General features: G+C 48.3%; 9 protein-coding genes. 8 read left to right on the top strand and 1 reads right to left on the bottom strand.

All coding sequences use genetic code 11. The annotated features are described in order from the left end of the window. Position 1: 1 nt before the first annotated feature. From gatA to GSO_RS03710, 7 genes are all read left to right on the top strand, one after another. Entirely contained in the window at positions 2–1456 is a 1455-nt protein-coding gene (gatA, locus tag GSO_RS03740; protein ID WP_010489143.1) for an Asp-tRNA(Asn)/Glu-tRNA(Gln) amidotransferase subunit GatA, read from the top strand. Between the two features lies 1 nt (position 1457). Then, the gene (gene gatB / locus GSO_RS03735; RefSeq protein WP_010489141.1) at positions 1458–2888 is read left to right on the top strand and encodes an Asp-tRNA(Asn)/Glu-tRNA(Gln) amidotransferase subunit GatB; all 1431 of its coding nucleotides are present in this window, start codon (positions 1458–1460) and stop codon (positions 2886–2888) included. Positions 2889–3102: 214 nt separating this feature from the next. After that, entirely contained in the window at positions 3103–4137 is a 1035-nt protein-coding gene (locus GSO_RS03730; protein WP_010489140.1) for a diacylglycerol kinase, read from the top strand. Further along, entirely contained in the window at positions 4130–5500 is a 1371-nt protein-coding gene (gene rlmD, locus GSO_RS03725; protein WP_010489139.1) for a 23S rRNA (uracil(1939)-C(5))-methyltransferase RlmD, read from the top strand. Before GSO_RS03730 ends, rlmD begins: the two co-directional genes overlap by 8 nt. 450 nt (positions 5501–5950) lie before the next feature. Further along, positions 5951–8002 (top strand): glycoside hydrolase family 3 N-terminal domain-containing protein, encoded by a 2052-nt coding sequence (locus tag GSO_RS03720; RefSeq protein ID WP_010489138.1) that lies wholly within the window; start codon positions 5951–5953, stop codon positions 8000–8002. A 271-nt stretch (positions 8003–8273) separates the two neighbouring features. Beyond that, a complete protein-coding gene (locus GSO_RS03715) occupies positions 8274–9458 on the top strand; it encodes an MDR family MFS transporter (RefSeq protein ID WP_193364110.1) in 1185 nt (394 codons plus the stop codon). Between the two features lie 105 nt (positions 9459–9563). Next, positions 9564–10379, top strand: coding sequence for a Cof-type HAD-IIB family hydrolase (locus GSO_RS03710; RefSeq protein ID WP_010489136.1), 816 nt, complete (start codon positions 9564–9566; stop codon positions 10377–10379). Between the two features lie 71 nt (positions 10380–10450). Here the strand turns inward: GSO_RS03710 and GSO_RS03705 are convergent, their stop codons facing one another. Then, on the bottom strand, positions 10451–11326 hold the full coding sequence (locus GSO_RS03705; protein WP_010489135.1) for a PPK2 family polyphosphate kinase: 876 nt from the start codon (positions 11324–11326) through the stop codon (positions 10451–10453). Between the two features lie 122 nt (positions 11327–11448). Between GSO_RS03705 and GSO_RS03700 the strand changes: the two genes are divergently transcribed. Then, positions 11449–13353 carry a M13 family metallopeptidase gene (locus GSO_RS03700; protein ID WP_010489134.1) on the top strand — a complete coding sequence of 635 codons (1905 nt, stop codon included), beginning with the start codon at positions 11449–11451 and terminating at the stop codon, positions 13351–13353. Positions 13354–13408: the final 55 nt, after the last annotated feature.

The raw sequence follows: 13408 nt of genomic DNA, 5'->3' as shown, positions 1-13408 counted from the left end.
CGTGGATTACTTTAAGACCAGTCTCGATCAGCTTCATGAACAGTTGCGCACTGGTAAGTTAACCAGTCAGCAATTAGTTGACGAGACATTAGCCGGCATTGACAAAATCGACCCGGATGTTGCGGCTTTTCTTGCCATCAATGCAGACGGAGCCAAAAAGCAGGCAGCTGCTGTGGATGCTGCCGGGATTGATGCAGACCAACCGTTATCCGGGGTCCCGATTGCCATCAAAGATAACATCGTGACCAAGGGTGTGGTGACGACTGCAGCCTCCAAGATTCTGGCTAACTTTAATCCGATCTATAATGCAACCGTTGTCGAAAAACTCGCAGCAGCAGGTGCGATTAATGTTGGGAAAACCAATCTGGACGAGTTTGCGATGGGCTCTTCAACCGAAAACTCGGCTTTTAAGACAACCAAAAATGCGTGGGATTATACGCGCGTTCCGGGTGGTTCTTCAGGCGGTTCTGCGGCTGCTGTTGCTGCTGGTGAAGTGGTCGCTGCTTTGGGTAGTGATACTGGTGGCTCAATTCGTCAGCCGGCTGCTTTTAACGGCATCGTCGGGTTCAAACCGACATACGGCCGGGTTTCCCGGTGGGGGCTTATTGCCTTCAGCTCAAGCCTTGATCAAATTGGGACGCTGACTCGTAACGTTAAAGACGCGGCGCAGGTTCTGAATGTGATTGCCGGCCACGACGAACGGGATAGTACGACCGCCGACACACCGGTTCCTGACTACACCGAAAGGATTGGCCAAGCGATCAAGGGCATGAAGATTGCGTTGCCTAAGGAATACTTAGGCAAAGGGGTCGATCCGGCAGTTGCCGACAAGATCAAGGCGGCGGCTAAACAGCTTGAAGACTTGGGCGCAACGGTGACGGAAGTTTCACTGCCGCACACCCAATACGCTGTCCCGGCTTATTACATCATCGCCAGTTCTGAAGCCAGTTCGAACTTGCAGCGATTTGACGGGATTCGTTATGGGTTCCGCGCCAAGGACGTCCACAATATCGAAGACGTTTACGTTCGTTCCCGTTCCGAAGGTTTTGGACCTGAAGTTAAACGACGGATTATGCTGGGTACCTTTAGTCTGTCCGCTGGTTTTTACGATGCCTACTTCAAAAAAGCCGGCCAGGTGCGGACTTTGATCACCCGTGATTTTGAAACGGTCTTTAATGATTATGATTTAATTATCGGACCGACGACACCGACTGTCGCCTTTAAAATTGGCGAAAAAGTTACCGATCCGGTCACGATGTACATGAATGATATTTTGACAATCCCGGTTAATTTAGCCGGCTTACCGGCAGCCTCCGTACCGGCAGGCTTTGTTGATGGGATGCCGGTTGGGTTGCAACTCATTGGCAAGCCGTTTGCCGAAAGCACGATCTTCCAAGTTGCCGCAGCGTTTGAAGCACAAAACGACTACTTAGCACAGATCCCGGGAGGCAAATAAGATGAATTTTGAAACGACAATCGGACTTGAAGTCCACGTTGAATTAAAAACCAAGTCAAAAATGTTCTCGCCAGCGCCGGTGACTTATGGTCAGGAACCTAATACCGAAACGAATGTCATCGATTGGGGCTTCCCGGGCGTCTTACCGAGTATTAACCGCGGCGCATACCAACTTGGCATTATGGTTGCCTTGGCATTGCACGCGGATGTGACCCGCGAGACGCATTTTGATCGGAAGAACTATTTTTATCCGGATAACCCAAAAGCGTATCAGATTACCCAAAGTGAGAAACCGCTTGGGACAAACGGTTGGGTTGAAATTGAAGTCAATGGCAAGAAGAAAAAAATCGGCATTGCGGAACTGCACGTTGAAGAAGATGCCGGTAAAAACCAGCATGAAGACGACGGCTATTCCTATGTTGACTTGAACCGGCAAGGCACGCCGCTGGTCGAAATCGTCTCCAAGCCGGATATCACCAGCCCGGAAGAAGCGTATGCCTATCTTGAAACGCTTCGCCAGATTGTGCAGTTTACCGGTGCTTCCGATGTTAAAATGGAAGAAGGTTCCATGCGTGTTGACACCAACCTCTCCATCCGGCCAATCGGGCAAAAACATCTTGGCACTAAAACCGAAATCAAGAACCTGAACTCCTTTGTTCATGTTCGCGATGGGCTGGCATTTGAAGAAAAGCGCCAGCAGTCGGTATTGCTTAGTGGTGGTGAAGTACGCCAGGAAACCCGGCGCTGGGATCCGGATGCAAAAGAGACTATTTTGATGCGGGTCAAAGAAGGCGCCGATGATTATCGGTACTTCCCGGAACCGGACTTACCGCCTGTTACGGTATCACAACAGTGGATTGACGAGGTTCAGGCATCGTTGCCACAACCACCGGCAGAACGACGTGAGCATTACATCCAAGACTGGGGCATTCCAGCATATGATGCCGGCGTTTTGACCCAGACCAAGGAAATGTCGGACTTCTTTGAAGCCACCGTGGCGCAAGGTGCTGATGCCAAGCAGGCGTCTAACTGGCTGATGGGTGAAGTATCTGGCTATCTGAACGCCAAGCATATGGAACTAGGGCAAGTTGCGCTGACCCCGGGGCATTTGGCAGGGATGATCAAGTTAATCGGTGACGGTACGATTTCCAGCAAGATGGCTAAGAAGGTCTTCAAAGAAATTATCCAACATGACACCGATCCTGATCATTGGGTTCGCGAAAAAGGCTTGATCCAACTGTCTGATCCGGCTAAACTAACCCCGATTATCACCGCAGTGTTGGATGATAACCAGCAAAGTATTGATGACTTTAAAGCTGGTAAGGACCGGGCAATTGGCTTTCTTGTGGGTCAGATCATGAAGCAAACACATGGTCAGGCCAATCCTAAAGTCGTCAACCAAATTCTGATGGCAGAAATCAAGAAGCGCTAATTCGTTTCAGTACTTGTGAATCATTAGCAAGTAAGCATACAATTGGTAAAGATTGACGGCGGTCCGGAGTGAATCACGGGGCCGCCGTTTTTCCGGTTTAGGCTAAGCTAAAATTTGCGTTATGCCAGATTTGGACATGCACTAACCGAATAAAGATAAATCACAAGTTCGCAACATTGCGCGTTAACTTGTGCACTGAAGGAGTCAATAAGCCATGAGAAAACGAGCGCGTTTGATTTACAACCCTACCTCCGGCAACGAAGGGCTAAAGCGTTTCGTTCCTGACATTTTAGATATCATGGAGCAATCAGGCTATGAAAGCTCGGCGTTTCAGACGACGCCGAAGCCTTTTTCTGCTCGCGAAGAAGCAAAACGCGCCACGGAAGCCGGTTTTGAACTAATTGTCGCGGCTGGTGGCGATGGCACCATCAATGAAGTTGTCAACGGCATCGCTCCAGCCAAGAAACGACCAAAGATGGCGATCATTCCTGCTGGCACCACCAATGACTATGCGCGGGCACTGCGGATTTCCCGGGATGATCCGGTTGAAGCAGCGCGGGTGATTTTAAAAGGGCAGACTTTGGCTATGGATATTGGTCAGGCAAACCATCATTACTTCATGAATATCGCGGCAGGCGGCTTATTAAGTGAGCTCACCTACTCAGTGCCGTCTGAAGTTAAATCGATTTTTGGCTATTTTGCTTATGTGATCAAAGGAGCGGAAATGCTGCCGGCTGTTCGGACGATGCCGATGAAGCTGGAATATGATGGCGGCGTTTACGAAGGTCCGGCCAGCATGTTCTTTCTCGGTTTGACCAATTCGGTTGGCGGCTTTGAACAGATTGTGCCTGACGCAGCCTTAGGCGATGGCAAGTTTTCGCTGATTATCGTCAAAACGGCGAATATGGCGAATTTGCTGAAGCTGATGGCGTTGGTGTTCAACGGCGGGCGGCATGTTGATGACCCAAACATTATTTACACCAAGACCAGAAAACTGAAAGTCAAAACCGGCGGCAATGAAACGCTTAAAATCAACCTAGATGGTGAATATGGCGGCGATGCCCCGATGACATTTGTTAATTTGAAGCAACATATTGCGATGTATGCTAATCTGGATGAAATCCCAACCAAGAATCTTGGGACGGATGCGCAGAAGCAAAAGGATTACATGGCAGAAGTCGAATCGATCTCGCATCGTGATATTGATGGTGATGGTCAAATCGGCTCACAAGACGAAAAGGATGACTAATTTGGCCCAACCAGCTGTTACCAAGAATCAGGATCTGGAAGTTACCATTCAGGATCTCACTTATGAAGGCATGGGCGTCGCAAAAGTCGCTGGCTTCCCGCTGTTTATCGAGGATGCTCTGCCCGGTGAAAAGATGCAGGTGCACGTGCTCAAGGTTCAAAAACAATACGGCTTTGCCAAGGTGATCAAACGTTTAACCGATTCACCTGATCGGGTCGCAGGCGCAGATAGTGCATACATTCGCACGGGAATTGCGCCGCTGTCGATTTTAGCCTATCCAGCGCAATTGAAGTTCAAACAGCGCCAAATCGAAGAGCTGTATAAAAAAGCCCACTTAGCGATTGATGTCTTGCCGACCATTGGCATGAAGCATCCGCTTGATTACCGCAACAAAGCACAGGTACCAGTGCGTATGGTCAATGGTGAATTGCAAACCGGTTTCTATAAAAAACACAGTCATGATCTGGTGCCAATTGAAGATTTTCTGATTCAGGATCCTAAAATTGACCATGCCATTGTGGTTGTTCGTGATCTTTTGCGAAAATATCAGGTTCCCGCGTATGACGAACGAACCAACCGCGGCGTTATCCGGAATATCATGGTTCGCCGCGGTCACGCCACGCACCAGATGATGATCGTCTTGGTATCGCGCACATGGCAGGTGCCACACCTTAAAGATATTGTCGAAGAAATGACACTGGCACTACCGGAAGTTGCAAGCGTTGTGGTGAACTTAAACGATAAGCGCACCAATGTCATCCTTGGTCGCAAATCAAAAACGATTTATGGCCAAGATTACCTTTTGGATAAACTGTTAGGCAGCGAATTTCAGATTTCGCCGGTTAGCTTTTATCAGGTGAATCCGGTTCAAACCGAAGTGCTTTATACTCAAGCTATTGAAGCGGCAGGACTGACTGGCAAAGAAACCGTCATTGATGCTTATTCCGGTATCGGCACCATTTCGCTGACGATGGCGCGTCATGCCAAACACGTTTATGGCGTTGAAGTGGTTGAATCAGCGGTGCGCGATGCTCAGGCAAATGCCGCGCGAAACCATATTAAAAATGTGACGTTTGAAGTTGGCAAGGCAGAAGATGTGATTCAGAAATGGAAAGATGCTGACTTGCCGGTAGATGTCCTGATGGTTGACCCGCCGCGTAAGGGTTTGGACAAGAGCTTCATTGATGCGGTGGGTTACATGAAACCGCCAAAGATCGTTTATGTTTCCTGCAATCCTGCAACATTAGCGCGTGACTTGCAATTGTTGGCAGGATTCGGCTACACCGCTAAGCAGACACAACCGGTGGACATGTTTCCCCAGACGCAGCATATTGAAAGCATTACGGCTTTGACGCTCGATTAATTTTGGACGTAAGATCTTTTATCAAGTATTTAACGCATAAGTATTCAGAAAAGCCAATCTTAGTGACGAAAATGGTCAAACTGAGATTGGCTTTTTTAATAGTGATTGCCTTATCTTATCATTAAAAATTAAATAGTTATAAATCAATTATCGCTTGACACGATTAGCAATGACGCATACGCTTACACTGTCGTTAATGGCTGGGATTTGCAAACTAAACGGAGGTGATAACGAAATATTAATAATATTTCAACTTTCGGTATAGTAATAGAAATGACCAGGAATTGCTAGTTTCCGAAAAGAATGAGCCTGTGCTTAATGATTCTCTAGACAACTGGATTTAGTGCGCTGTCAAGGCTACCAGTTATCAGCGCTTGGCAGTCATCTCACCTGATAAAGAATATGATGTTAAGTATTTGTTGGGAGATTTGTGGAAGGAGAAGGACTTTCATGAAGAAGTTTGGCAAACGGGTGGCGTCCATACTTGGATGTGGCGTCTTACTTTTAGGATCAATTGGTCTATCTTCAAGTGCTTCAGTCGCTCATGCTGCTGGCGACCAACCGATTAGTGATGCGGAACTGAACCAGTACATTTCCAAAATGTCGCTTGATGAGAAAATCGGGCAAATGTTTGTTTCCCGGACACCACAAGACACAGCCCAGGCGCGTGCCGATGTGGCAAAATATCATCTCGGCGGCTTAATCGTTTATGGAGCAGATTTCACAAGTGTGGAAGGATCAACACCGGAGGCAGCACAAACAGCCTTTAAGAACAAATTGCAGAGTTTTCAAGATAGCGCCAAGTTACCGTTGCTGATTGGCGTCGATCAAGAAGGCGGCAGTGTTTCGCGATTGAGTCAGAATCCGTTGATTGCAAATGGGCGCGCTTTTCCGTCACCGCAAGCCTTATTTGCTGAAGGCGGCATGGCGAAAGTGACCCAGGAAGCGCAACAGGTTGGCACGATACTTAAGAATTTAGGCATTAACTGGAATTATGCGCCGGTCGCTGACAGCACGGCTGATACCGATAGTTTCATTTATCCGCGCACGATCGGTCAAGATTATACGGCAACCGCCGATTATATTTCACAGGTCGTTCCTGCGTGGCAAAATACCGGCATTGCGGCGACCGTTAAGCATTTTCCGGGTTATGGTTCGGCAGTTGACACCCATACTGATTTTGCCGTTGTAACAAAGTCAGAAGAAGCTTTTGAAAAAGAGGATCTATTGCCGTTTAAAGCAGGCATTGATGCTGGCGTTGATTCCATTATGATTGCGCACATTGTGATGCAATCCGTCGATCCGGTTTATCCGGCTTCACTTTCCAAGCGTGTTGTCACTGACCTTCTGCGTGAAAAACTCGGGTATAAAGGGTTGATTATTACTGATGCGCTGGGGATGGGTGCCATTACTAAATTTGCGGCCAGTCACAACAATGTTCCCGTTGATGTTTTGGCAGTCGCAGCCGGAAACGATTGCATTATGAATGATGATTATGCAACGGCAATTCCGCAGATTCACCAAGCCGTCACCAATGGTCAGCTTTCGGAACAGGCGATTGATCAGCATGTTTTCCGGATTTTGTCATTGAAGCGTAAGTTGGGTCTTTTAACTGCCGCCCAGCTTGAAACGAAACAGGTAAGGGTCGATAACGTGGCTTATGATCAAGCGAAAAAGACCGCAACTGTGTCCGGTACCGTTGTGGATAGTAACTGGCAAACTGGCGAGCCGCTCACGGTTAAAGATGATCAGGGACATGTCGTTGCTACGGCTGATGTCGGTGCCGGCGGTAAATTCAACTTCATGATTCCGTTGACCGCAAAGACGCAACAGCTGACCTTGACCACCGGATTGCCGGGGATTGAAGACGCTCAGGTGACAATTGAACCGCTACAAGTCGCTAAAGTCGATAAAACCGCGCTTCAGACACTCGTGAACCAAGGCGCTGCTTATGTCGCAAATGATTACACCAGCGATTCGTGGGGTAAATATCAAGTCGCGCTGGCTGCGGCCAATCAGGTTTTAGCGGATCAGGAGGCGACCCAAGATGCGGTTGACCAAGCAGTGCAAACACTGCAAACAGCGATTGCCGGACTTGTAAAAACGAATGTCAAAACCAATAAAGATGCTTTACAGCAACTGATTGAACAAGTCCTAGCATATGACGCCAAGCGATACACCAACAGTACTTGGGAAAAACTGGAAGCGGCATTGGCTGTGGCCAAAAAGGTTCTTGCTGATAAAAATGCAACACAACCTGTCATTGATCATGCGGTTCAAGTGCTAAAAGCGGCCGCAATCGGCCTGGAAACACAAGTTAACGGTGCCGGGCAGCAGAAGAAAGTGGCTTTTGCAGACAAAAAATCGCCTAACAAGGTTGGTGGAGAAAACAACGTGATGCCGCGTGCAGGTGAGAAAGTGGTGAACGGCCTTGTGATACTCGGTGTCGTGCTCATTTTGACCACGGCGGGTATGATTTGGTGGCGTAAAGCACGTGACTAAAATGATCAGATAGTACGATTGCTTCTGGCAAGTTATTTGGAAGATGATGCTAACAAGAACGCCCGATCGAGTTGCCATAAGATCGGACGTTTTTGATATTGTAGAAGATTTGTCGGGACTTCTCCTGGCGTTCTCTTCACCGATTTTTGGGCAAATCATGATAACCCCCTAAATATTTGCTCATTCGAGTTGCTATTTTCTGTTCATTTCCATTATCATCAGTAGCAGTGACACGAAATGGGGGAGTATTGTGCAACATAAGACCTTGGCCATGAAGTGGTTGTTTTTGGGATCACTGATTACCAATACGGGTATTAGCCTGATTTGGCCGTTAACAACGATTTACATGCATGAATATTTGTGTGAGTCGCTGACCGTGGCTGGCATCGTTTTGTTTTTGAATTCGATGTTTATGGTTGTGGGCAATAGTCTCGGCGGCTGGCTGTTTGATCATTGGCAACCTTATGGCACTATTTTAGCCGGGATCGGTTTGAATCTTGGCGCAACCGCTTTGCTGATATTCTTTCATGGGTGGCCAGCATATCCGTTACTGTTAGTCATCTCCGGTTTTGGCAGCGGGGCGACGGCCACAGCCATCAATTCTTATGCGACGCGCATTCGGAACAAGCGCCCGAGTGTTGTGTTTAATGTACTCTATTTTACGTCAAACCTTGGCCTTGTCATCGGTACATTGATTGTTGGATTTGTTTTACCTTATGGCATTGCCATGGTCTTTGCGTTGGCAGCCGGCTTATTTGCCATCTTTTTGGTAGTCGCACTGTGGCACTATCGCATTGAAAAAGTGACGATCACGGCGTCTGCCAAGCAGGTGACCCAGGAAGGTCGGAATCCGGCGCGCCCACGTTTGGTGATGTTGATGGTGACGTTATTTGTGACATGGTTGATGTACGAACAGTGGCAGAGTAACATTTCTGCCTTTATGCTAAGTGAAGGGCTCACAATTAAGGACTACAGTTTCTTATGGACCATCAACGCGTTATTGATTGTGTTGTTCCAGCCAATTTTGACAGCATTTGATCGCTGGTTGCTAAAACATATTCGGTTACGCTTGGTCGTTGGCTTTATCTTGTTTGCCGGATCGTTTTTGATTTTGTTGAATGGATCCGGTGCCTACCTGACGTTCATTGTTGCGATGATCGTTTTGACGGTAGGAGAAGTTCTAGCGTTGCCGGCGGTTTCGACTTATGTGACGCTGTTTACACCACTGGCGCAACAAGGCCGCTATCAAGGATTGATTCAGGGCTTTGCCTCCGCGGGCCGGGCTCTGGGGCCGTTGTTAGGCGCAATGATTATTGAAGGAACCAGCAGTTACCGTTTGCTTTTTGTGGGAGCGACCGGGTTGATCCTCTTGGCAGTATTGGCTTTTGCTTTTACGGTTCGGGAGAGCATCCCTGCGCTGAATGATCCGTTGCATCCAGCAGCACACAGCAGATAGTGCTTGACAAGGTCAGTTGCCGCTTGAAATGATGAGGGTGCGATGTTTTCGGTCACCTTTTTGAAAATGTTCGGTTCATCCTGGTCGGGAAGGGAGATTTTTTGCTTGCGCTATCGTTTGATTTTGAGTGATATTGATGGCACGTTGCTGAATTCGCAACATCAGCTGACGGCGGGGGTTAAGCAGGCAATTCAGGCTTATGTTGCGGCAGGCGGAATTTTCGTCTTGGCGTCAGCCCGTCCTCCGTTGGCGATGACCACGTTGGCGCGCCAAATGGGATTAGCAGTGCCGCTGGTCAGTCTGAACGGTGCTTTGATTGGCCAGCCAGAAGGTGAGCAACTTCGGATATTAGCGGCAACCTCCTGGCCGGAAGGAGTTGGCCCCCGGGTCTATCATGTCTTATCGATGCTTCCGCTAAGCTTAAATGTATTCAGCGGTACGCACTGGTATGTGGCTGCTTTTGACAAATGGACGGATCAGGAAGCTGTGATTACTGATGTAAAGCCGACAACCGCACCGATCAGGGACATGTTGAGCGATAACTTGTCGGTGCAGAAAATGCTATGCATGGGCGATCCGGCAATAGTGGACCAAGCTGAGAAAATCATTTTGGCGCATCCGGAATGGCAGCTGGTTGCCAGCCGCTCAAAGGCGACTTATCTGGAAATAGTGCGGCAAGGGGTTTCGAAAAGATCGGCTTTACAAACCCTGAGCTCTCTGTACAACGTTCCGATACCGGAAACGATGGCGCTTGGCGATGGTGAAAACGATCTACCCATGCTGCAGGCCGCTGGGCTAGGCGTAACCTTAGCCAATGCCTTGCCACAAGTGTCAGCTGTCATTAAAACAGTTGTACCTGATAATGATCACGATGGCGCGGCGGTTGCGATTCAGCGATACGCCATGGGAGAAGCGCAATAAAAATACCCTCAACTTCGGAAGTCATGAAGTTGAGGGTATTTTTATTTAAAACAGTTTGAAATAAAATAAATCTAATCTTTCAAATCTGCCACGGCCTGAACCAGCCCTTGCTTTTGCGCTTCCGAGATGACCGGATACTTGAGTGGCAAGGCCGTCACCTCGCGATTGATAATCTGCGAAACGGCTAGGCGTGAGTACCATTTGTCATCAGACGGGATAATGTACCATGGATTTTTCTTGGTGGCAGTGTGCTGAATTGCCTCTTGATAAGCCTTTTGATAGTCGTCCCAGTAGCGGCGCTCGCGAATATCGGCCAGTGAGAACTTCCAGTTTTTTTCCGGAATTTCGATGCGTTTGAGGAAGCGGTCTTTTTGCTCGGCCTTGGAAATGTGCAGAAAAAACTTTAAAAGTAAGATACCGTTGCGGCGTGCGTATGCTTCGAGTGCCTTAATGTCATCAAAGCGTTCTGTCCACAAGTCGTCATGCACATCGGAAACCGAATCAATGCCGGGAAGATTTTCTTTCAGTAGTAGTTCTGGGTGAACTCGATCAACGAGCACCTCTTCGTATTGCGATCGATTGAAAACCGTTAACTCGCCGCCAGCCGGGAAGGCGTTATGAATGCGCCACAAAAAGTCATGGCTTAATTCCAATTCAGTAGGCACCTTGAACGACACAACCGTTGTTCCTTGGGGATTAATTCCGGACATCACGTGCTCAATCATGCTGTCTTTTCCGGCTGCATCCATTCCCTGAAAAATGATCAGAACGCTGTACTGCTTCTGCGCAGCCAAATGTTCTTGTACCTTCGACAACTTCTTGATGTTATGATCAATGTCTTCCTTGATTTTGTCCTTTTTGTTCGTAAATTCATCTGGTGGTGCCGTTGCGAACGCCTTAATGTCAAACGTACCGGTGCCGTCGAAGCGGTATTTTTCTAATGTCATTTGATCACCCTCACAATCTACTTGTTTCCAACATAGTGGTTCTATGCGTGATGTGCAAGTTATTGACGCTGATTGCGTTTAAAACTATGCTGAACTTACGATCAAGAAACGAGGGGATTTCAATGGCTTTACCACGGATTCAGGATGATTTGTACATGGCCGTTAACGGCGCGTGGCAAGAAAAGGCACAGATTCCACCAGATAAAAGCGTTGTCAGTGCTGATAGTGATTTATCAGACGAGATTCGCACGAAACTTGTGGACGATTTACGAAAGGTAATGCAAACAGAGAGTGACACCGTGTCACCTTTGCGATACGCTGCTCGGTTATTTTCAAAGGCTGACGACAAAACCAAGCGCCAGCAGTTGGGGATTGATCCTGTGCGCACACGCGTCCAGACGCTGGTAAAGCTTACAACCTTAGACCAGTTTCGGGCAGCGATGCCGACGCTGATAGCCGGACAATACGTGTTGCCTGTGACGCCGTATGTCGATGCCGATATGCATGATGCCGAGCACAACATTTTAAACCTTGGTGGACCAGACACGATTTTGCCTGATGCTGCAATGTATCGCAATGGTGATGCGGAAAACGCCGCTGATCTTGAGGCTTGGTCGAAAATGGCGACGGCCATGTTAGCGGCTGCAGGTTTCAGTGAAAGTGACCAAAAAAATTATGTTGAAGCGGCTAAGCGGTTTGATCGCCGCTTGGCTGAAGTTGTGCCCGATAATGTTGATTTGGCTGTAGATAGTACCTTTGACAATCCAATGACCTGGCAAGCATTTGAGGAAGCTGCCGGATTTTTGGGTATCCCTCAAGCCTTTGCGGATTTAATGCCTCAAACACCAACCAAGGTTAATGCCGTGGTACCGAATTATGTGCCGAACTTACCAACACTTATCACGGCAGACAACTACCCAGAGTGGCATGCCTGGATGGTGATCAACGAATTGCTGTCTTGCGCGACATACCTAAGCGATGATCTACGGCAGCTCGCCGGACAATACGATCGTTTCTTGGCGGGACAGCCTGAGGCGTCATCATGGACCAAGCATGCTTTTGGCATTGCCAACGAATATTTTGACGATGTGATTGGCCAATATTACGGTCAAACTTATTTTGGGGCAGATGCAAAAGCGGATATCACTGCGATAGTCGAGCAGATTCTTGCGCAGTACCGCGTTCAGCTCGAGAACAATACCTGGCTGAGTTCGACGACCAAGCAAAAAGCGATTCGCAAGTTGGCCACCATGAAGGTGAAGATGGGATACCCGGATCAGCTCTTTTCGCTGTATGACCACTTGACGGTAGATGCAGATGATGATTTACTGACGGCTGTTCTTAAATTAAGCAGCCAGGCGCAGCAATTTTGGTTTAAGCAAGTAGGCCAACCGGTAGACCGTAACGAGTGGAACATGCCCGGTCACTTAGTCAATGCCAGTTATGACCCATTGAAAAATGACATCACTTTTCCGGCGGGGATCCTGCAGCCGCCTTATTATGAGCTTAACTGGACAAAGGCCCAGAATCTTGGCGGCACTGGAGTCACAATCGGGCATGAGATTTCGCATTCATTTGATAATAATGGGGCGCTATATGACGAGCATGGGAATCTGCACAACTGGTGGACGCCGGCCGATAAGCAAGCCTTTGATCAACTGGTGAAGGAGATGGCCGCGCAATTTGATGGGCGGACGTATGAAGGGGTCAAGGTGAATGGCACGCTGACAGTGAGTGAAAATATGGCGGATAACGCAGGGATGGATGTCGCGTTGGCTTTGCTTGGCGATCACCCTGATGTCAAGGAACTGCAGGCCTTCTTTACTACCTACGCCCGTTCATGGGCTACCAAAATGCGGCCGGAGCGAGTTAAAACACTGTTACGTCAGGATGTCCATGCGCCGGCCGCGTTACGCGTGAATGTGCCAGTCCAGAACTTTCCGGCGTGGTATCAAGCTTTCCAGGTACAACCGCAAGATGGGATGTATCGGCAGCCCCAGAAGCGGCTTACCATTTGGCATCGGTAGTGTGCAAACGAAAGTGTTTTAAATGAAATAGTTCGGATTAAAAAAGCTGGCTCTT

This window comes from Lacticaseibacillus zeae DSM 20178 = KCTC 3804, from assembly GCF_000260435.1.
Taxonomy (GTDB): Bacteria; Bacillota; Bacilli; order Lactobacillales; family Lactobacillaceae; genus Lacticaseibacillus; species Lacticaseibacillus zeae.
Note: the sequence above shows the minus strand (reverse complement) of the source record. Positions and strands in the feature narration are given on the sequence as shown.

Bases quoted from the DNA above. Each gene is read 5' to 3' on its own strand.
- GSO_RS03730 (WP_010489140.1), top strand. From the start codon at position 3,103: ATGAGAAAACGAGCGCGTTTGATTTACAACCCTACCTCCGGCAACGAA.
- GSO_RS03700 (WP_010489134.1), top strand. From the start codon at position 11,449: ATGGCTTTACCACGGATTCAGGATGATTTGTACATGGCCGTTAACGGC.
- rlmD (WP_010489139.1), top strand. From the start codon at position 4,130: ATGACTAATTTGGCCCAACCAGCTGTTACCAAGAATCAGGATCTGGAA.
- GSO_RS03720 (WP_010489138.1), top strand. From the start codon at position 5,951: ATGAAGAAGTTTGGCAAACGGGTGGCGTCCATACTTGGATGTGGCGTC.
- GSO_RS03715 (WP_193364110.1), top strand. From the start codon at position 8,274: ATGAAGTGGTTGTTTTTGGGATCACTGATTACCAATACGGGTATTAGC.
- GSO_RS03705 (WP_010489135.1), bottom strand. From the start codon at position 11,326: ATGACATTAGAAAAATACCGCTTCGACGGCACCGGTACGTTTGACATT.
- gatB (WP_010489141.1), top strand. From the start codon at position 1,458: ATGAATTTTGAAACGACAATCGGACTTGAAGTCCACGTTGAATTAAAA.